General features: G+C 70.4%; 20 protein-coding genes. 9 read left to right on the top strand and 11 right to left on the bottom strand.

Translation table 11 applies throughout. The features are described 5' to 3' along the window. Positions 1 to 43: 43 nt before the first annotated feature. Positions 44 to 601: a helix-turn-helix domain-containing protein gene (locus LXT21_RS13280; RefSeq protein ID WP_046718499.1), complete on the top strand. Its 558-nt coding sequence runs from the start codon at positions 44 to 46 to the stop codon at positions 599 to 601. A gap of 1 nt (position 602) precedes the next feature. On the opposite strand, the gene LXT21_RS13275 is transcribed toward LXT21_RS13280, so the two are convergent. Next, complete coding sequence (locus LXT21_RS13275; RefSeq protein WP_254038484.1) at positions 603 to 1,295, bottom strand: 2OG-Fe(II) oxygenase; 693 nt, start codon at positions 1,293 to 1,295, stop codon at positions 603 to 605. Here LXT21_RS13275 and LXT21_RS13270 point away from each other — a divergent pair. Continuing rightward, a complete protein-coding gene (locus tag LXT21_RS13270) occupies positions 1,294 to 1,911 on the top strand; it encodes a DUF4230 domain-containing protein (RefSeq protein ID WP_254038483.1) in 618 nt (205 codons plus the stop codon). The two genes, LXT21_RS13275 and LXT21_RS13270, sit on opposite strands and share 2 nt — an antisense overlap. Here the strand turns inward: LXT21_RS13270 and LXT21_RS13265 are convergent. The 3 genes from LXT21_RS13265 to LXT21_RS13255 form a co-directional block, all read right to left on the bottom strand. Next, a complete protein-coding gene (locus LXT21_RS13265) occupies positions 1,857 to 2,189 on the bottom strand; it encodes a hypothetical protein (RefSeq protein ID WP_254038482.1) in 333 nt (110 codons plus the stop codon). The two genes, LXT21_RS13270 and LXT21_RS13265, sit on opposite strands and share 55 nt — an antisense overlap. After that, on the bottom strand, positions 2,186 to 3,466 hold the full coding sequence (locus LXT21_RS13260; protein WP_254038481.1) for a tetratricopeptide repeat protein: 1,281 nt from the start codon (positions 3,464 to 3,466) through the stop codon (positions 2,186 to 2,188). Before LXT21_RS13260 ends, LXT21_RS13265 begins: the two co-directional genes overlap by 4 nt. Before the next feature lie 288 nt (positions 3,467 to 3,754). After that, positions 3,755 to 5,818, bottom strand: coding sequence for a response regulator (locus LXT21_RS13255; protein WP_254038480.1), 2,064 nt, complete (start codon positions 5,816 to 5,818; stop codon positions 3,755 to 3,757). 197 nt (positions 5,819 to 6,015) lie between these two features. On the opposite strand from LXT21_RS13255, the gene LXT21_RS13250 reads away from it, so the two are divergent. Both LXT21_RS13250 and LXT21_RS13245 read left to right on the top strand, forming a co-directional pair. Beyond that, on the top strand, positions 6,016 to 6,792 hold the full coding sequence (locus LXT21_RS13250) for a DUF2270 domain-containing protein (RefSeq protein ID WP_254038547.1): 777 nt from the start codon (positions 6,016 to 6,018) through the stop codon (positions 6,790 to 6,792). Between the two features lie 133 nt (positions 6,793 to 6,925). After that, positions 6,926 to 7,930, top strand: a complete 1,005-nt coding sequence (locus tag LXT21_RS13245; RefSeq protein WP_254038479.1) for an isocitrate dehydrogenase (NAD(+)) — start codon at positions 6,926 to 6,928, stop codon at positions 7,928 to 7,930. Positions 7,931 to 8,064: 134 nt separating this feature from the next. Here the strand turns inward: LXT21_RS13245 and LXT21_RS13240 are convergent, their stop codons facing one another. The 3 genes from LXT21_RS13240 to LXT21_RS13230 are packed head-to-tail and all read right to left on the bottom strand — an operon-like array spanning position 8,065 to position 10,175. Next, positions 8,065 to 8,451 (bottom strand): translation initiation factor, encoded by a 387-nt coding sequence (locus LXT21_RS13240; RefSeq protein ID WP_254038478.1) that lies wholly within the window; start codon positions 8,449 to 8,451, stop codon positions 8,065 to 8,067. 12 nt (positions 8,452 to 8,463) lie between these two features. Further along, positions 8,464 to 9,852, bottom strand: a complete 1,389-nt coding sequence (locus tag LXT21_RS13235) for a vitamin K epoxide reductase/DsbA family protein (RefSeq protein ID WP_254038477.1) — start codon at positions 9,850 to 9,852, stop codon at positions 8,464 to 8,466. Next, positions 9,849 to 10,175, bottom strand: a complete 327-nt coding sequence (locus LXT21_RS13230; RefSeq protein ID WP_223747165.1) for a cupin domain-containing protein — start codon at positions 10,173 to 10,175, stop codon at positions 9,849 to 9,851. The genes LXT21_RS13235 and LXT21_RS13230 overlap by 4 nt, the downstream gene beginning before the upstream one ends. A gap of 38 nt (positions 10,176 to 10,213) precedes the next feature. On the opposite strand from LXT21_RS13230, the gene ygfZ reads away from it, so the two are divergent. From ygfZ to LXT21_RS13210, 4 genes are all read left to right on the top strand, one after another. Further along, complete coding sequence (gene ygfZ, locus LXT21_RS13225) at positions 10,214 to 11,290, top strand: CAF17-like 4Fe-4S cluster assembly/insertion protein YgfZ (RefSeq protein WP_254038476.1); 1,077 nt, start codon at positions 10,214 to 10,216, stop codon at positions 11,288 to 11,290. 133 nt (positions 11,291 to 11,423) lie between these two features. Further along, the gene (locus tag LXT21_RS13220; RefSeq protein ID WP_254038475.1) at positions 11,424 to 12,917 is read left to right on the top strand and encodes a fused MFS/spermidine synthase; all 1,494 of its coding nucleotides are present in this window, start codon (positions 11,424 to 11,426) and stop codon (positions 12,915 to 12,917) included. Then, positions 12,914 to 13,393 (top strand): hypothetical protein, encoded by a 480-nt coding sequence (locus LXT21_RS13215; protein ID WP_254038474.1) that lies wholly within the window; start codon positions 12,914 to 12,916, stop codon positions 13,391 to 13,393. The genes LXT21_RS13220 and LXT21_RS13215 overlap by 4 nt, the downstream gene beginning before the upstream one ends. Next, entirely contained in the window at positions 13,390 to 13,863 is a 474-nt protein-coding gene (locus LXT21_RS13210) for a hypothetical protein (protein WP_254038473.1), read from the top strand. The genes LXT21_RS13215 and LXT21_RS13210 overlap by 4 nt, the downstream gene beginning before the upstream one ends. On the opposite strand, the gene chrA is transcribed toward LXT21_RS13210, so the two are convergent. Next, on the bottom strand, positions 13,850 to 15,040 hold the full coding sequence (gene chrA / locus LXT21_RS13205) for a chromate efflux transporter (RefSeq protein WP_254038472.1): 1,191 nt from the start codon (positions 15,038 to 15,040) through the stop codon (positions 13,850 to 13,852). The two genes, LXT21_RS13210 and chrA, sit on opposite strands and share 14 nt — an antisense overlap. A gap of 127 nt (positions 15,041 to 15,167) precedes the next feature. Between chrA and LXT21_RS13200 the strand changes: the two genes are divergently transcribed. Continuing rightward, on the top strand, positions 15,168 to 15,584 hold the full coding sequence (locus tag LXT21_RS13200; protein WP_254038471.1) for an OsmC family protein: 417 nt from the start codon (positions 15,168 to 15,170) through the stop codon (positions 15,582 to 15,584). A gap of 136 nt (positions 15,585 to 15,720) precedes the next feature. On the opposite strand, the gene maiA is transcribed toward LXT21_RS13200, so the two are convergent. From maiA to LXT21_RS13185, 3 genes are all read right to left on the bottom strand, one after another. Beyond that, positions 15,721 to 16,380, bottom strand: coding sequence for a maleylacetoacetate isomerase (maiA, locus tag LXT21_RS13195; RefSeq protein ID WP_254038470.1), 660 nt, complete (start codon positions 16,378 to 16,380; stop codon positions 15,721 to 15,723). Continuing rightward, on the bottom strand, positions 16,377 to 17,357 hold the full coding sequence (locus LXT21_RS13190) for a fumarylacetoacetate hydrolase family protein (protein ID WP_254038469.1): 981 nt from the start codon (positions 17,355 to 17,357) through the stop codon (positions 16,377 to 16,379). Before LXT21_RS13190 ends, maiA begins: the two co-directional genes overlap by 4 nt. 120 nt (positions 17,358 to 17,477) lie before the next feature. Further along, on the bottom strand, positions 17,478 to 18,065 hold the full coding sequence (locus tag LXT21_RS13185) for a hypothetical protein (protein WP_254038468.1): 588 nt from the start codon (positions 18,063 to 18,065) through the stop codon (positions 17,478 to 17,480). Position 18,066: the final 1 nt, after the last annotated feature.

Here is an 18,066-nt window from a genome sequence, read left to right as displayed (position 1 = left end):
TGGCGTCCACGCCAATCCTTTGGCAGATTGCCATCCCATGCCCCTGGAAGAAGAGGACCTGCCGAGCCGGCTCGCGCGCAACATCCGGACGCTGCGCGAGACGCGAGGCGCCACGCAGGCCCAGCTGTCGAAGCTCGCGGGAGTGCCTCGGGCCACGTGGGCGAATCTGGAGTCGGGGACGTCCAACCCCACCTTGTCCGTGCTGCACCGCGTGGCCTCCGCGCTCCAGGTGTCCCTGGAGGAGCTGGTGGCGAAGCCTCGGGCCAGCGCTCGGCACTACCCGCGCGACAGCCTGACGACGCGCGTGCGGGGCGCGGGGCAGCTGCGCAAGCTGCTCCCGGACCCGCTGCCGGGCATGGAGTTCGACCGGGTGGAGCTGCCCTCGGGCGTGCGAATCACGGGCGTGCCCCACACGCCGGGCACCCGCGAGTACCTGGCCTGTGAGTCGGGCGAGCTGGTGCTGGTGGCCAGCGGCGAGCGCTTCCTGCTCAAGCCCGGGGACGTGGTCGTGTTCCGGGGAGACCAGAAGCACTCGTACGAGAACCCAGGCACACGCACGGCGGTGGGCTACTCCGTCGTGCTGCTCGCGCCGCCGTTGTGAGTCAGCCCGCGTCGCGGCCGTAGAACCAGGCGGTGAGCGCCAGTCGGTGGGCGTGGGTGGGCATCACCTCGTGCTCGATGCGCTCGCTCAGGAAGACCACCAGGGTGTCGAGCCTCGGCGGCACGTCCACGGGAGATTCTCCCTCGGGGTGCAGGCGGAGCAGGCCTCCGTGCTCGTCGCGCCAGTCCGGGTTGGCGTACCAGATGGCGGTGGCCCTGCGATTGGACTTGCCGGGGAAGGCGTCGAAGTGGCGTGAGTAGTGCGCTCCGCCGCCGGGATAGCAGGCGAGCTGGAGGTCGAAGCGTCCCAGGCCCAGGTACGCGCCCGCCGAGAGCGCCTGACCGAGCTGTTCGAACTGTCGCCAGAGGGCGCCGAGCGCCGTGTCGGGCTCAGGCGTCACCCAGCCGATGAGGTCTCCCCTCACGCGGGTGTCGAGCGTCCGGTCCGCGCCTCTCCGGATGCCCGCGGCATGAAGGACTCCAGACTCCGCCCTCGCCAGCGCTTCTGCCCGCGCCGCGAGGGCTGCTTCATCCCCGAGGAAAGCCAGGCGCGTGAAATACCCCCGCGCGCCCAGCGCCTCCACTTCCTGGACCGACAACTCCACACGTGCTCCTTCCAGCAGCGTGCCGACTCCACCTGGGCCCACGGTGCCCCAGACGCGGGCGGTGCGGAAGGGGATAAACTCGGGGGCCATGACGCACCTCACGCGAATCCTCGCCGTCCTGCTGGGCATCGCGGCCGGAGCCCTGGGGGCCGGCTGGCTGCTCAGGCCCCGCATCCCCGCGCCTCCGGACACCGCGTCCGTGGTGAGCCAGATGCGCGACGTGGCGCGGCTGGAGACGCTGGAGGTGGCGCTCTACAAGAAGGTCACCTTCACGCCCGAGCCGCAGGTGACGGATGCCTTGTGGAAGGACGTGATGAACTGGGCGCGGCACGCCATCCAGAACCCGCATGGCCGCGCCATCGTGTTCGCGGATGCGTACCTGGGGTTCGACTTCCAGCGCTTCGGTCCGTCGAACCTGCACGTGGCGGGGACGAAGGTGTACGTGGTGATGCCGCCCATCGACGTGCGCGTGGCGCTGCGGCCCGGGGAGACGGAGGTCATCGACTCCAACCTGGACAGCGAGCAGACGGCGCAGTTGCTGGAGAGGGCGCGGCTCGCGTTCGAGCGGGAGGTGCGCGCGGACACGCGGCTGCAGCAGCGGGCGCGTGACTCCGCCGAGCGGGCCCTGCGCGCGCTGCTCGTCACGGTGGGCTATCGCGAGGTGTTGTTCGTGGAGCGACTGCCGGCCTCGGGCTCGGCGGGGTGAGCCTCCAGGGCGCGCTCGGCGTCCAGCAGCCAGCTCTCGAACACCTCGCGTTGAGCCTGACGGTAGTCAGCGTCCTTCACCCGGATGTCCGCGTCGATGAGGTAGTGCCAGACAATCTCCTCCAGGTCGAAGGACGCCTGGATGGAGCGCAGTCGCCGCATCAAGGCGATGGCCTCGTCCTCCCAGGGCTCGAGGCTCTTCCTGTCCGTGGGCTCATGCTCGAACAGCCGCCGCATGGTCCGCAGGGCGGAGACCCACTCCGGGGAGGGCGCACTCATGAGCGCCCCTCCTCGAGTCCAGGAGCAGCGAAGAGCCCATCCTCGGTCAGCAGGAACAGCCCCGCGATTCCCTCGGAGGTCGGTGAGAGCTCCGCGAGCACGCCTCGGGCAGAGGCGTCCGAAGCCTTCGCGACGAGCGTCATCTCGCGCCGCACCAGGGACACGTACAGCGCGCCTTCTCCGGTCTGCTCGGTGAGCATCCGTCGCTGCCCCGCCGTGAGCATCCGCGCGCCGTCGAGCCCATCCCCACCGGCTACCGCCCACAGTCCCGAGAAGCCCTCCGCCAGCAACACCTCACCCCGGTCGATGATGACGGGCTTCACGGGTGCGGGCTCCAGGTTCCTCCACGCCGCCGCGTCCACGGCCTCCACCGTCAGGCCCGAGTCCTTCAGCGCGGACTCCGGCAGGTAGCGCACGAAGTCCGCGTCCTCCAGCACGTAGAAGACCAGGAGCCCCGCGGGCCCTTCACGGTGCAGCGCCCCCACCGCCTTCGCCGCGAAGTCCGCCGGACGCAGCACGGGCCGAAGCCTCGCCTCCAGTGACGCCGCATCCGAGGCCCCGAGCCCCGAATCCAGTCCACCCAGCCGCGTCGCCAGCGCCTCGACATAGGCCGCCAGCCCCTGCGTACCCGGCGCCTCCTGATAGGCCGCGTACAGCGAGCCCAGGTCCACGCGCCCCACTCCGCCCGAGGCCAGCTTCACCAGCAGGTCCTTGCCCTGCCGACGAAACGCCACGCGCGCCCGGGTGAGCGCTCCCGCCAGCGCGGCGGCGAACTCCGGCCGGAGCACCTGCTCCTGGGGCACCGGGGGTGGAGGCAGGTCCGCGGCCTCCAGTTCCTCCTTCAACAGCCGCGCCTCCGCGTCGAACGGATCTCTCGTCAGCGCGTCTTGGACGTAGGCCTGGGCCTTGTCCATCTCCCCTCGGCGCAGGGCCAGCACGGCCAGCACCTTGAGGACCTCCGGGTCGTCAGGCTCCCGCGCGCGCACCTGGTGGAGCAGCGCCTCCGCGTCACCGTGACGCTCGAGCCCCAGCAGCGCCCGAGCGAGCCCCAGTTGCACCGGGACGTGCTGGGGGAAGTCCCGGCGCAGGGACTCCAAGAGCGGCAGGGCCTCGCGCTCCGCGCCCGCGTTGATGAGGGCATGCGCCACCGCCAGGCGCGGCGTCGGCCCGTCCTCGTCCCTCACCCGCGCGCGCAGCACCTCCAGCTCCGCGTCACTCAGGACCTCGCCCGCCTCCACCTTGCGGCGGATGCGCTCCACTTCCAGCAAGAAGCTCACGCCCGCGACTCTAGACGCCCGGGCCTGATTCACGAACCACCCCGCACCACGCCCGCGAACCCAACATCAGACAAACACTCCGCGACGGCAGGGAACACCCACCGAAGGAATGGACAAACAACCCGCCAGGAGACACTCACATGCCCTGATGTTGGATGGTGGGTCCAGGGGCCTGCGGGCACCATGCCTCTCCTTGATTGGCGCATGACGGCTCGAGGTGATGGCCGCGGTGGAGGGCCGACGGCGGCCCCTGTCGGTGCTCCACCGCGGAACAGTCACGTCGGGGCGCTAGTGCTGGGAGTCCGACTCTGGACTGGCGGGAGACTCCTCGTCCGACGATGCGCCCTCATCCTCCCCATTGTCCGTCTGCGCGAGGAAGTCATCCAGCGCGCCCACGTCGATGGGCTTGCGGAACACCGCGTCCACCAAAGCCAGATTCGCGCGGTTCTGTCCGCGCACATCCATGCCCGTGACGATGGCGAGCAGCGCCTGGGGTGACTTCTCGCGCAGCTCTCGCGCCAGCTCCCAGCCGCTCATCTCCGGCATCACCGCGTCCAGGAGGGCCGCGTCGTAGCGGCGCCGGTCCCACATGCCCAACGCCACCGTCGGGTCATGGGCCACCTGCACCTCGTAGCCCTCTTCGCCCAGGACCTCGGCCATCATCCGCGCGTTGTCCAAGTCATCGTCCACCACCAGCACGCGCCGCGTCTGCTGGAAGCGCCGGGGCGTCGACACCGGGGGCCGCGTCACGCTCTCCGGAGGCGGCGTGGGCTCGCTCGGCGACTGCACGCGCACCCGGGGCAACCGCACCACGAACGTCGCCCCGCTCCCCGAGGACACGTTCTCCGCCGTCAGCTCGCCGCCCCAGCGCTGCACCTGCGCGCGCGCCACCGCCAGGTACAGGGACAGCTGCGGCGCGCCCGGGTCCCTGCGCAGCGGGTCGAACAGGTGCGACAGCTCCTCCGACGCATACGACGGGCCCTGGTCCTGGATGCGCAGCGAGAGCCACGCGGGGCTCTCCTCGCGCGTCGTCACCTTCAGGTGCCCGCCCTCCTCCATCCGGTCCCGCGCCGCCAAGAGCAGGTTCACCACCAGCTCGCGGAAGAAGGCCGCGTCCGCGCGCACCGCCCCCGGGTCGTGCAGGTCCAACTCCACGTACACCGGGTGCTCGCGCTGCTCCAGCTCACCGCGCGCCAGCTCCAGCGACTCGCGCACCGTCTGGTCCACCTTCACGTCGACGGGCCGCTCCTCGGTGCGCTGGACGTTGAACTCCTGCAGCCTGGCCACCAGCTCGCCAATCTGCTGCACCGTCTTGTCGAGCGCGTCCAGGTGCTCGGGCTTGTACTCGCGCTGCAACAGCGTGATTCGCAGGCGCAGCACGTTCAGGAAGTTGTTGAGTGCGTGCGCCGCGCCACCCGCCAGCTGCCCCAGCGCCTGCTGACGGGTGCGCTGCAACAGCCGCCCCTGCAACCGGCGCAGCTCCCCGTATGCGCTCTCCAGCGCCTTGGTCTTGTTCGCGGACTCCGTGCGGTCCGTGAAGGTCTGGATGGCGCCCGCGAGCTCCCCCTCCTCCTCCCACACGGGCGAGGCGCTCATCTCCAGCGTCACCTCGCCGCCGCCGGGGCGCTCCACCACCATCATCACCCCGCGCACCGGGCCCTGCTCCTTCAGCGCGCGCACGAAGGGCATGTCCGCGACCTTGAAGGGCTCTCCCGAAGCGTGCCGCGCGTTCACCTGGGTCAGCACCGGCGCCAGCGTGTTCACCGCGCGCCCGCCCACCACCGCGCGCATCGGCACCCCCATCAGCCGGCTCACCGGAGGCGTGGCGAAGGACACCGTGCCGTCCACCTCCGCCAGGAGGATGCCCACGTCCACGTGGTTGAGCACCGACTCCATCACCGCCGCTTCCCTGAAGCGCACCTCCTCCGTCTTCAGGATGCGCGCGTACGACGCCTGCGCCGCCGCGTCCCCCTCCCACACCAGCTCCGCGATGAGCCCCGCGACCTCGGGCTCAATCAGGCCGCCATGGTGGCGTGCGTAGACGTGCAGCAGCACCTCCTCCAGCGACTTGAACTCGCGGGTGAGGTCCTCGGACTCGAAGTTCTGCGTGTACCGGTCCGCGCCGTGCGAGCGCGCCACCTCCGGCCACAGCCGCACCGCGTCCTCGCCCCGGTCCTTGAGCAGCCGCGCCATCTCCCCCACCAGTCGCCGCAGGGGAGCGCGCAAGTCACGGCCCGGAATCTCCACCTCGTACACTTCCGCGCGCAGACGCTTCGCCCACAGGCGCGTCACACGCTCCTGCTCTCCCTGGAGCAGCTCGGACAAGGCTTCGATGGGGTCGAGACGGGCCACGTTGAGAAGCCAAGGTGTGCATGGCCGCCCGCCATGGCCACCCGGGCGACGGCCCGCATGCCTGCCCCAGGAGCCGTGACGACCCGCTCGGCCGCCTGCTCCACGACGGGCCGTCCACGCGGGCCGTGGAGATCGCCCCCTGGCGTCCGGGCGAGCCGTTGCACCCGCTCGCGCGTCAGCCCACCTTCCAGGAACGGATGCCCCTCAACGAGCCCATCAAGAACGACCTCCTGGAGTCGCCATGGCTGTCGCAGCAGGCCATGGCGCAGCTCTTCCGGGGCGAGCTGAGCCGCTCCGACACCTGGCGCACGCGCCTGGACACCACCACCAACTGGGCGCTGACCACGACGGCCGCCGTCATCTCGCTCGGCTTCGCCACGCCGCAGAGCTCCCACGTCACCTTCCTCGTCGGCATCTGGATGGTGGTGTCCTTCCTGCTCGTCGAGGCGCGCCGCTACCGCTACTACGACCTGTGGAACCGGCGGGTGCGCCTGCTGGAGGACGGCTGGTGGGCCCCCATGCTGCGCCGCGAGCCGGTGGACCCGGACGCCCTGCGCGAGCTGGCGGTGGAGATGTCCCGGCCGCAGATCCAGCTGTCGCTGATGTCGGCCATCTCCACCCGGCTCAACCGGACCTACGGCCCCATCCTGCTGGTCCTGCTCATGACCTGGTTCTTCAAGGTCTACAGCCACCCGAAGCCGCCCGAGGACTTCGGCGAGTTCGTCGCCCGGGCCCATGTGGCGTGGATACCCGGGTTCCTGGTCATGACGGTGCTGGCGCTCATCACCATCGGCGCCTCCTACCTGTTCATCTCCTCGTTCTTCATCCGGGCGCCCCTGGGCGAGCTGCGCACCCGGCCCCGGGGACGACGCGCCGCGCTGTGGGAGTCCTTCTACCGGCCCTACGCCATCCGCCGCAGGCACCGACCGACCCGCAAGGCCCCCCGTCGCCCGGACGCGGCGTCCGAGCACTGAGCCTGCCGCCCTCGCTCTCAGGCCGGGTGGCCCCGAAGGGTTCGGCGTGCTCATGGCCCCCATGCCCCGGCCTGTCCGGCTGGCAGTTTTCGTTCTTCCGGGAGCGGGGGATTTGTGCTGTGAATCCGCACCCATGGCGAACACGCGCACTGTTACGGTCCTCAATGGCGACGGCATCGGCCCCGAGGTGATGGCGGCCACCATTCGCGTCCTCGAGGCGCTCAAGGTTCCCCTCGAGTTCGAGCACAAGGACGCGGGCACGGAGGTGGTGGCCAAGTACGGCACCAACCTGCCCCACGAGTCGGTGGAGGCGGTGCTGCGCAGCGGCGTCGCGCTCAAGGGCCCCACGGGCACGGTGGTGGGCGGCGGACTTCCCTCCGCGAACGTCGGCCTGCGCAAGCGCCTGGACCTGTACTCGTCGCTGCGGCCCGTCAAGAGCGTGCCGAACGTGAAGACGCGCTACGAGAACGTGGACCTGGTGGTGGTGCGCGAGAACACGGAGAGCCTCTACTCCGGCATCGAGCACATCATCGTCCCGGGCGTCGTCGAGGCGCTGAAGATCATCACCGAGAAGGCCTCCACGCGCATCGCGAAGTTCGCGTTCGAGTACGCGCGCAAGCACGGCCGCAAGAAGGTGACGGCGGTCCACAAGGCCAACATCATGAAGCTGTCGGACGGCCTGTTCCTGGACTGCTGCCGCAAGGTGGGCCGTGAGTTCCCGGAGATCCAGTACGAGGAAGTCATCATCGACAACCTCTGCATGCAGCTGGTGAAGGACCCGACGCGCTTCGACGTGCTGGTGCTGGAGAACCTGTACGGCGACATCGTGAGCGATTTGTGCGCGGGCCTGGTGGGCGGCCTGGGCGTGGTGCCCGGCGCGAACATCGGCGAGCGCACGGCGGTCTTCGAGGCGGTGCACGGCACGGCCCCGGACATCGCGGGCAAGGGCATCGCGAACCCCACGGCGCTGATGATGTCCGCCGTGATGATGCTGGACTACCTGGACATGCGCGACGAGGCCCGCCGCATGGAGACCGCCATCCACAAGGTCTACACCGACGCCAAGGTCCGCACCGGTGATTTGGGCGGCACGGCCACCACGCGCGAGTTCACCGACGCCATCATCGCCGCGCTGTAGTTGTCACCGGAGCAAGCCGCTCCTCACGAGCCCGGGTCGCCCTCCAAGGCGCCCGGGCTTTTTCGTGGGCAAGTGACGACGTCCACACCGAGCCGCGAAGGGGAGCCGCTCACGAAGAGCAGGCCCCCACGCCGTCAGCCCACCGTCACCTTGCGCACGCCGCGCGCCTCGAGCAGCGCGGGGAGCCGCTCGCGCTGGTCGCCCTGGAGCACCAGCGTGTCGTCCTCCACCACGCCGCCGCAGCCCAGCGAGTTCTTCAGCGCCTTGAGCCACACCTCGCGCTGGGGCGCGGGCAGCTCCAGGTGCTCCACCACGGTGACTTCCTTCCCACCGCGGCCCTTGCGCTCCATGCGCACCACCGCGCGCGCCGGGCCCTTCGGCTCGGGCTTGCTCTTGGGCGCGGCCACGGGCGCCACCGTCCCCACCGGCAGCTCCTCCCGCTTCGCCGCCAGCGCGGCGAAGGGATTGTGGAACGGAGCCGGCGCGGCCACGGGCTCATCCTTCTTGTCACGCTTGCCCATGGCGTCCAGGACTCAGTGGTTGTGGCCCGCGTGGTCGTCCATCGGCATGGCGCGCGGCGGCGGCAGCACGTCGAACGCGGGCGCGCTCGGGTTGCCCTCCGCCATCACCAGCGCGTACAGGAACGGCGCCGACGGCAGCGCCTGGCGACCGTTCACCACCACCAGCGGCGTGCCGGTGAAGTGGTAGCGCAGCGCGTACGACGTGTCCTCCTGCAGCTTCGCCGCCGTGTCCGCGCTCGCGAGGCACGACTCCAGCTGCGAGCGGGACATCGAACCGGAGGTCGCGATCTCCATCACCCGCTCCGTGTCCAACATCGCCTGCGCCGCGAAGAGCTTCTCGCGCAGCTCCCAGAAGTCCGACGCGCCCTCCAGGCAGATCTGCGCCTTCGCCGCCACGCACCGCACCGTGGGCGCGTCCGGCCCGCGCCGCTGCATCGCCGGGTTGCACGCGCCATCCAGCGGGAACTGCCGCGCCTCCAAGGACAGCGCACCCTCCGGCACGCGCTTCTTGAGCACCGCCAGCTCCTCCACCAACGACTTGCAGTGGGGGCACTTGCTGTCCGTCCACTCGACAATCTTCACCGGCGCGGTCGCCGGCCCATACAGGCGCCGCGCCGGCGCCGCGGCGGGCTTCGGCGTGTCCCGGCGGTACATCGCCAGCGCGTTGGAGATGAACTGCTGCTGGTCCATCGGCAGGCCCTTCAGGTACGCCTCCAGGGACGCCGGCGTGCTCACCGCGCCCGCGTCACCGGAAGGCCCCGCCGTCGACGACGTCACCGGCGCGGGCGGCAGGAGCGCGCCCGCCTTGGGCGCGGGCGTCGACAGCGAGCGGCCCGGCAGCGCCACCGCCACGAACACCGCCACCGTGGCGACCGCCGTCCACGCGAGGCCAGAGCCCCACTCGCCCGACACGCTCGGCAGCCCCTTGAAGGCCACGCCCGCGATGAGCGCCACCAGCGCGTACGTGCCCAGACACGTCGGGCACACCACGCCCGTCTGGTAGCTCGCGAAGGCGAAGACGAACACCGACGCCACGCCCGCCAGCGCCGTCAGCTTCAGCCCCTGCGACGCCGGGGCCACGGGCTTGCCCGAGCGCTCGCGCGCCAGGAACAGCGCCGACAGCGCCACCACCGTCAGCCCCCACACCAGCCCCAGGCCGGCCACGGGGATACCGAACAGCTCATGCAACCGGGTGGCGAAAGGCGAGTTCCACACCGTCTCGCAGTTCACGGTGTCGGACACGCCGCACACGGTGGAACCACCGGCGCGCAGCGTGAGCAACTGGCTCCACTGGAAGATGGACAGGGCACTCGCGGCCACGCCCAGCACCAGCAGCGCCACGGCGGCCTTGGAGGGCGCGGGGGTGGCGGGGGCCTTGGGGGAGGAGGACTTCGAACTCATGCATGCTCCGGGGGCGGGGTCATCAGGACGAGCAGTCGGGCGGGAGCGGGGCCTTCGTTGGTGACCCCATGCTCGGCGCCCGCGGGGGCGAACACGGCCGCGCCCACGGTGTGGACCTCTTCCTCGGCACCGACGCGGAAGCGGCAGGTGCCCTCGAGGACGACATAGACCTTGTCGGAAGTCACATGGTGGTGCGGCTTCTGGGCCTGCCCGGGCGCCAGGCAGTAGACATCCAGGAAGAAGCGCTCGGATTGAAAGACGTTGTGCTTCCGGAGCTTCTCCGGGGAGAAGTCCTGGAAGGACGACAGGTGCTTCACATCCATCGTGGCATTCGCTCCTTCGCCTCTATATAGCGACGGACATGGAACCGCTGTCGCTGCATTTTCTTCACGAAGAAGCGCGGGGCCGCTTCATCGAGGTCGGCGGCCGTGAGGTCGTGGCCGATTACGGGAACGCCCTGGACGCCTACCAGGCCGCCCGTGAGGCCGTGGCCCTGCACGATGCCTCCTATCGTGAGGTCCTCCGAATCACCGGGGAGGACCGGGTCACCTTCCTACATGGAATGGTGACACAGGAGGTGAACAACCTCCCCGTCGGAACCGCAGCCTACGCCGCCCTGGTGAACGTGAAGGGAGCCATGGTGGCGGACGCCCGCATCCTCAAACGGGAGGCGGACCTGCTCGTGGACGTGGAGCCCGGCACCGGCGCCAAGGTCCGGGAGTTCCTGGAGAAATACCTCATCTCCGAGGACGCCGAGCTGCACGAGGCCACGGCCGACCACGGGCTCTTGCGGCTGCTCGGGCCTCGGACGGGCCAGTTGCTCGCCACCCTGCTGGGCGGAGCGTTCGCCCCCCTGCCCCACCACGCCACCCGTCCGGGGACGCTGGCCGGGCAGGAGGTCCTCCTGGTGGGCAACACCCAGGTGGAGCCGCACGGGGTGGATGTGTGGGTGCCGCGCGGGGGCCTGGAGGCGGTGTGGCGGGCCTTGAGCCAGGCGGGCGCGGACCTGGGCCTGAAGCCCCTGGGGTTCGAGACGCTGGAGCTGTTGAGGGTGGAGGCCGGGGTGCCCCGCTACGGGCAGGACATGGTGGACACCACCATCCCCCTGGAGGCGAACCTGGGCCCGTCCGCCATCTCCTACAACAAGGGGTGCTACATCGGGCAGGAGGTCATCGCCCGGGCCACCTTCCGCGGGCACATGAACCGCAAGCTGGCGGGCCTGCTGCTGGGCGACGTGGAGGCCGCGCCGGGCACCGAGCTGCGCCGGGGTGAGAAGAAGGTGGGCTGGCTCACCAGCGTGGTGCGCTCGCCGGCCCAGGGTGGACAGCGGGTGGCCCTGGGGTACGTGCACCGCGACTCGTTGGAGCCCGGCACCGAGCTGACCCTGGCTCAGGGCCCCGAGACGGTGAAGGTGGCCGCCCTGCCCTTCAAGGGCTGAGCACGACAATCCTGTCAGCCGGGCCACGGCTCGCTGACGGGGGTGTCGCGGGCCTCGCGGTGTGTCTGCCCGTGAGGCCCGGACTTACGGGCTGTTGAATATGGAACGGGGCTTGCTGTTGGCGCCCCCGCCCATGAAGCCCTCCTCGCTGACCTGGTTGTCCTTCCTCTCTGGCGCCACGGTGATGGCATCGGAGATGGCGGCCTCGCGACTGGTGGCGCCCTACTTCGGGAGCAGCACCCCGGTGTGGGCGGCGCTCATCTCCCTGGTGCTGGGCGGGCTGGCGCTGGGGGCTCACCTGGGCGGCAGGGTGGCGGACCGGGCCGCGAGGCTGGAGCCCCTGCGGGTGGCGCTCGGGGTGGCGGCGCTGATGCTCACCGCGCTGCCCTTCCTCGCGAGGGTGCTCCTGCCGGGGGCCACGACGGCGGTGATGACGGGCAGGCCGCTGGAGGCCATGGGGCGGGTGGCGCTGGTGGTGCTGGTGGCGATTCCGCCGCTGCTCGCCCTGGGCGCGGTGGGGCCGTTCCTGGTGCGCGTGGGGTTGGGGGGCGTGGCGTCGGCGGGGGCGCACGCGGGGAGGCTGTCGTCCGCGTCCACGCTGGGGAGCATCGTCGGGACGCTGCTGGCGGCCTTCGTGGTGCTGCCGTGGCTGGGCACGGCGCGGGCCATGGCGTGCTTCGCGGGGATGCTCGGGCTGACGGCGACGTGGGGGCTGGGGTGGCGATGGCGCGCGCTGGCGGTGGGGGTGCCCGCGGCGGCGCTGGTGCTGGGGACGCATGCGCTGCCCAGGCATCCGCAGGCGCTCGAGGTGGCCGAGTCGCCGCACGCCTTCCTCCAGGTGCTGGAGTCCCCAAGCGGCACGCGCAGCCTGGTCTTCGACGAGGGCTTCGCGGTGCAGAGCACGTGGGTGCCGGGCCAGCCGGTGCGCGACGAGGTGTTCGCGCACTACCTGCTGACGCCGGCGATGGCGCGCGCGGAGCCTCGGACGCCGCGCGTGCTGGTGTTGGGGCTGGGCGCGGGCACGAGCGCGCGGGGGCTGCGGGAGACGTACCCGGGGGCGTACGTCGTGGGCGTGGAGCTGGACGCGATGGTGGTGAAGCTGGCGCGCCAGCACTTCGGCCTGGGGACGGAGGTGGAGGTGCACATCGCGGACGCGCGCACGTTCCTGCGCCGGGACACGCGGCGCTACGACGCCATCATCGTGGACGCGTTCCGCTTCCCCTACGTGCCCTTCCACCTGACGACGCGCGAGTTCGCGCAAGAGGTGGCGGCGCACCTGGAGCCGGGCGGCGTGGCGTGCTTCAACGTGGGCCGCTTCCGCGACGAGCGCGCGGTGGTGCGCGCGGTGGGTGGGACGCTGGCCACGGTGTTCCCGCAGGTGCTCGCGGCGGATGCGCGCAACCACAGCAACACGCTGCTGTTCGCGGGGCCGGAGGGCATGGGGGAGCGGCTGAGCGCGCGGACGTCCTCGCTGCCCCTGTCGCTGCAGCACCTGGCGACGCGCGTGGTGGGGGAGCTGCAGCCGGTGGCCTCGGCGCAGCCGCTCACCGATGACCGGGCGCCGGTGGAGATGTTGACCGACGCCATCCTACTCAAGGCCCTGATGGGCTCGGAGGCGCTGCGGTGAGCGGGCGCGCGTGGGGGATGAAGCCGTTGCCGTCGATGTCGGAGTTCCTCGCGCCCGTGCCGCTGGCCGCCGTCGTGCTGATGGCGGTGAATGACCGCGTCCTCAAGCCGACCTTCCACAACACGCTCACGGGGAAGCTGTCGGATGTGGCCATCTGCTTCTTCCTGCCGCTCTATGTCTCCGCGCTGCTGGCGCTCGTCACGCGCTGGAGCCTGCGCGTGAGGCTGGGCGTGGGCGCCCTGGTGACGACGGGGCTGTTCACCGCGCTCAAGGTGTCCCAGCCCTTCGCGGACCGCTTCTGTGAGTGGCTGCGTCCCATCGGCGCGCCGTTGGGGTTCAGCGGCTTCCGCGCGGTGGCGGATGTCTCGGACCTGCTCACCCTGCCCTTCGTCGTCCTCGCCGTGTTGTACGGCCGCGCCACGCTGCTGTCCCGGGCGCCGGCCGTGCCCCTCACACCCCCAGGAGCTCCATCATGATGCCGTTGCTGAGGAACCTCGCCTCCGTCGCCGTGCTCGCCATCACCGGTGTGCTGCTCATCGCGGACTCCGCGCCCGACTGCGAGAAGGACGCGCAGGAAGTCACCTTCGACGTCACCGAGAACACCTGCGGTGGCAACGGCTCCTTCGTCCTGAGGGTCCCCGAGGATTCTTGCGACCTGACCGCCGTGGGTCACGCGCCCCTGGGCTTCCCCGAGTACGGGGGCGCCAGCGCCAAGGTGAACCTGAAGCGTGGCGACTGGTCTTTGCATGACCGGGGACACACCCTCTACCTGGACGCCGATGGCGGCGTGGCGCGACCCGACGCGGGTGGGACGACGGTGGACGGCAACCGTCACTGCGAGGCGACGAGCGAGGGAGACCACCTGCGGCTGACGTGCATCGACCGGCGCTCGGACCTGTCCGGTGTCGAGGTCTCCCGCTGCGAGGCGAAGCTCACGCCCCGCTAGCACTTCGGACGAGCCACCCCACCGCGCCTCCGCCCAGCACCAGCCAGGCGGAGTTGACGCGGAAGCGGATGAGCAGCACGGCCGACACGACGGCGAGCCCCACGGTCCACATGTCGACCAGGGCCGCTCGGCCGAGCTGCCACGTCACCACGGCCATCAGCGCGAGCGAGGCCACGTTGACGCCATCCAGGAAGGCCCCCGCGACCCAGGACGCGCGCAGCCGAGGCACCAGCGGGCCGCTGAGCGCGACGAAGACGAAGGCGGGCAGGAAGATGCCCACCGTGGCCACGGTGGCGCCCACGGGCCCGCCGAGCACGTAGCCGATGAACGTGGCCGTGGTGAACACGGGACCGGGCGTCACCTGGCCCACCGCCACCGCGTCGAGCAACTGTGCCTCGGTCAACCAGCCCAGCCGCTGCACCAGGTCCGAGCGCAGGAACGCCAGCAGCACATAGCCGCTGCCGTAGAGCACCGAGCCCACCTTCAGGAAGAAGAGGAACAGGCCCTGTTGCGAGAAGGGCACCGCCGCCGACGCGGCGCCCAACGGGAGCACCGCGCTCCACGGCGCGACGAGCATTCCAGCCGAAGGCCCCGAGGCGCCTCCGCGACGCGTCGCCGCGCGCCAGCCGAACACGGCGAGCCCCGACAGCAACAACAGCAGCAGCTCGTCGACGCCGAGGAAGGCCAAAGTGGCGGCGGCGATTCCGATGACAGCCGCGAGCGGGCCCTTCACCACGGTGCGCGTGAGTCCCCACAGGGCCTGGGCCACCACGGCGATGATGACGGCCTTGACGCCGTAGAGCAGCGCGCTCACGTCGGGCAGCGAGCCGAAGCGCGCGTAGCCCCAGGCGACGCCGAGGACGATGAGGAACGCGGGGAGGATGAAGCACGTGCCCGCGACCCACAGGCCGAGCCAGCCCGCGCGACGGTGGCCGATGTGGATGGCCAGCTCGGTGGAGTTGGGGCCAGGGATGAGGTTGGCCGCGCCGAGCAGGTCCACGAACTCCTCGCGCGTGAGCCAGCGCCGACGGCGCACGACTTCGTCCTCCATCAGGGCGATGTGCGCGGCGGGGCCACCAAAGGCCGTGGTGCCCAGGCGAAGGAACAAGAGCGCGAGCTCGCGCAGCACTGCGGCGCGGTCCGGCGAGGCGATGTGTGGGGACTCCAGGGGCGACATCCGAGAAGGACGCTACCCTCGGAAGAGGGAGGGTGGCTCGAAACATCCGTGTGGCTCGACACGTGTCGGACACGGCGTGACGGGTGGACACTTGTCACCCGGGCCGCACCCTGGATTCATGTCCGTCATGACCACCCATGACTCCAAGCTGCTCGCGGCGGCCGTCGTCGAGAGCCAGGCCGGCTACACGCAGTCGATTCGCACCGGCAAGCATCACTTCCAGGCGGACGAGCCCGAGGCGCTGGGCGGCGCGGACCAGGGCCCCGCGCCCTACCAGTTGCTCGTCGGCTCACTGGGTGCGTGCACCGCCATCACGTTGAAGATGTACGCGGCGCGCAAGGGATGGGAGCTGAACCCCTTCACCGTGAAGCTCAAGCTGCTGCGCGAGAACGACGTGGAGCGCGTGGAGCGCGTGCTCTCGGTCGGCCCCGCCGTCACCGAGGAGCAGAAGGCGCGCCTGCTCGAAATCGCCGCGAAGACGCCCGTGACACTCACACTGTCACGCGCGTTGCGCATCGACACGACCTTCGCGCCGACGGCCTGAATCTCGAACTCCGCGGAGAAGAACAAACCCGGCGGATATCCGCACGCTCCACCGGTAGCGAGCGCAGAAGCATGCCTGCCGATACTGCGGAGGACCGGAGCGCCCCATTCGTGACGGGGCGCTCCTCGACCACTCCTCAGGCCGGCGCCGCGTCCGGCTGACGGTCCGGGTGCGCCGCCTGGAAGGCGGGATGCTCCGCGCACGCGGCCTCGATGCGCAGCAGCGTCGGGTACGGCGACAAATCCAACGCGAACCGGCGCGCGCCATACAGCTGCGGCACCAGGCACACGTCCGCCAGAGACACGGTGTCTCCCACGCAGAAGCGTCCCGCCGTGGGCTGCACCATCGTCTCCAGCGCCTCCAGGCCCCGGGCATTCCAGTACGCGCCCCACGCCTTGTCGTCGCCCTTCAGCTCACTCTTGATGCGCTGCAACACCGCCAGGTTCTGCAGCGGCTGCATGCCGGAGTTCACGTACTCCGCCAGCATCCGCGTCCGAGCCCGCAGGTAGCTGTCCTCCGGGAACAGCGACGGCGTCGGGAAGCGCTCCTGAAGCAACTCCACGATGGCGAGCGACTGCGACAACCGCCGCTCCGTCCCATCCGTCTCCGTCCACTCCAGCGTGGGCACCGTGCGCATCGGATTGACGCTCCGATACGCCTCCGAGTTCTGCTGCCCACCATCCTTGAGCAGGTGCACCGCCACGTACTCGAAGGGCTGGCCCTTGAGGTGCAACGTCAGGCGCACCCGCCACGACGCGGAGCTGCGCCAGTAGTTGTGCAACCGAAGGCCCTTCATGGGACCTTCACCACCTTCTGCGAGATGCGCCCGAACACGCTCTGCCCATCCTCACCCGACATCTCGATGTCGATGGTGTCCCCGGGCTTCATGAAGGGCGTCTTCGGCTTGCCCTCCTCAATCGTCTCGATCATCCGCTGCTCGGCCAGGCACGAGATGCCCCGCGCGCGGTCCGCGTTGGACACGGTGCCGCTGCCCAGGATGGTGCCCGCCGTGTAGCTGCGCGTCTTGCACAGGTGCTGGATGAGGTCGAAGAAGGAGAAGTGCATCTCCGGACCCGCGTCCGTGTCGCCCACCTGCACGCCGTTGAGCACCGAGCGCATGCGCAGATGCACCCTGCCCTCGCGCCACGCCGAGCCCAGCTCGTCCGGCGTCACCGCGAACGGACTGAACGCCGTCGCCGGCTTGCTCTGGAAGAAGCCGAAGCCCTTCGCCAGCTCCTCCGGGATGAGGTTCCGCAACGACACGTCATTGGCCAGCATCAGCAGCTTGACGTGCTTGCCCGCATCCTCCGCCTTCGTCCCCTGCGGCGTGTCACCGAGGATGACGCAGACCTCGCTCTCGAAGTCCATGCCCCACGCCTCGTCCGCCAGCGGGATGTCCCCGGTGGGCGCCAGGAAGTCTCCGGAGCCCCCCTGGTACACCAGCGGGTCCGTCTTCAGCGTGGCCGGCGGCTCGGCGTTGCGCGCCTTGCGCACCAGGATGACGTGGTTGATGTACGCGCTGCCGTCGATCCACTCGTACGCGCGCGGCAGCGGCGCATGCAGCGCCTTCACGTCCAGCGGGCGGCTCTGCACGCTGTCCGTCTCCAGCTGCTGGGCGAGCGCGCGCAGCTGCGGCTCCTTCGTGTCCCAGTCATCCAGCGCCGCTTGCAGCGTCAACGCCACGTTGGTGGCCAGCGCATAGGCCGAGTTGTCCCGCTTGACGACGATGAGCCGCCCGTCACGGGTTCCATCCTTGAGCGTCGCGAGCTTCAATCCCGGGCTCCCCGCGGCCCGGTGGAAACAGCGGGGGCCGCCTCATGAGCCCGGCTTTTCCGCCGGGGCTCTCGGGGAGTCAAGCTTCGGGTGCAGCCCGCGAACGCTCTCGGCGGAAAACTACCAGCAGCTCGACCGTGCCGGCAGTCGCGCGAAGTAGTTGTTGCCCAGATTGCTGTCCCACTGGCCGCCGGCCGTCGCGGCCACGTGGATGTCCCACGCGTTCTGGTAGCCGTTCCAGTCGAAGGCATAGAAGAACAAGTCGTTCTCCACCGCCGAGGGCTGCTCGCACACCCAGACACCCTCCTGGCCGCCCGCCGCGAAGTGCGCGTTGCACAGCGGCGTGTTGATGTACCGCATGCACTTGGTGCACCCGCGCGGGCCCGCGTTCAGGAGGACATAGGCGTCGCTGTTCGCGCCCGCGCTCGCGGCCAGCGTCTGCTGACGGCCGTTGAGGCTGACATAGATGGAGATCTGATTGTCCGGGTACAGGTTGCGCAAGAACCCCCGGTAGCTGACGGTGAGCGTGGCGAGCCTCCCGGGGAGCCGGCGCGTGTGGCGGATGACCTCGAAGGGCCCCGTCGTCACGGAGTCATAGACGCTGCAGATGGGGTAGTCGGGCGGATAGTCGGAAGCGCGCGCGGAGGCGACGGGGAGCAGCAGGGACAGCGCGAGCGCGGCCAGCAACGTCTGCGAGAACTTCGTCATG

This window comes from Myxococcus guangdongensis, assembly GCF_024198255.1.
In the GTDB taxonomy this organism is placed as follows: domain Bacteria; phylum Myxococcota; class Myxococcia; order Myxococcales; family Myxococcaceae; genus Myxococcus; species Myxococcus guangdongensis.
The sequence above is the reverse complement of the archived record's forward strand: the minus strand, read 5'-3'. Positions and strand labels throughout refer to the sequence as shown.

What these genes read in the sequence shown, in the direction of transcription:
- LXT21_RS13270 (WP_254038483.1), top strand. Translation starts at nt 1,294, where the DNA reads ATGACGCACCTCACGCGAATCCTCGCCGTCCTGCTGGGCATCGCGGCC.
- LXT21_RS13275 (WP_254038484.1), bottom strand. Translation starts at nt 1,295, where the DNA reads ATGGCCCCCGAGTTTATCCCCTTCCGCACCGCCCGCGTCTGGGGCACC.
- LXT21_RS13265 (WP_254038482.1), bottom strand. Translation starts at nt 2,189, where the DNA reads ATGAGTGCGCCCTCCCCGGAGTGGGTCTCCGCCCTGCGGACCATGCGG.
- LXT21_RS13250 (WP_254038547.1), top strand. Translation starts at nt 6,016, where the DNA reads ATGCCCCTCAACGAGCCCATCAAGAACGACCTCCTGGAGTCGCCATGG.
- LXT21_RS13245 (WP_254038479.1), top strand. Translation starts at nt 6,926, where the DNA reads ATGGCGAACACGCGCACTGTTACGGTCCTCAATGGCGACGGCATCGGC.
- LXT21_RS13240 (WP_254038478.1), bottom strand. Translation starts at nt 8,451, where the DNA reads ATGGGCAAGCGTGACAAGAAGGATGAGCCCGTGGCCGCGCCGGCTCCG.
- LXT21_RS13235 (WP_254038477.1), bottom strand. Translation starts at nt 9,852, where the DNA reads ATGAGTTCGAAGTCCTCCTCCCCCAAGGCCCCCGCCACCCCCGCGCCC.
- LXT21_RS13230 (WP_223747165.1), bottom strand. Translation starts at nt 10,175, where the DNA reads ATGGATGTGAAGCACCTGTCGTCCTTCCAGGACTTCTCCCCGGAGAAG.
- ygfZ (WP_254038476.1), top strand. Translation starts at nt 10,214, where the DNA reads ATGGAACCGCTGTCGCTGCATTTTCTTCACGAAGAAGCGCGGGGCCGC.
- LXT21_RS13220 (WP_254038475.1), top strand. Translation starts at nt 11,424, where the DNA reads ATGAAGCCCTCCTCGCTGACCTGGTTGTCCTTCCTCTCTGGCGCCACG.
- LXT21_RS13210 (WP_254038473.1), top strand. Translation starts at nt 13,390, where the DNA reads ATGATGCCGTTGCTGAGGAACCTCGCCTCCGTCGCCGTGCTCGCCATC.
- chrA (WP_254038472.1), bottom strand. Translation starts at nt 15,040, where the DNA reads ATGTCGCCCCTGGAGTCCCCACACATCGCCTCGCCGGACCGCGCCGCA.
- LXT21_RS13200 (WP_254038471.1), top strand. Translation starts at nt 15,168, where the DNA reads ATGACCACCCATGACTCCAAGCTGCTCGCGGCGGCCGTCGTCGAGAGC.
- maiA (WP_254038470.1), bottom strand. Translation starts at nt 16,380, where the DNA reads ATGAAGGGCCTTCGGTTGCACAACTACTGGCGCAGCTCCGCGTCGTGG.
- LXT21_RS13185 (WP_254038468.1), bottom strand. Translation starts at nt 18,065, where the DNA reads ATGACGAAGTTCTCGCAGACGTTGCTGGCCGCGCTCGCGCTGTCCCTG.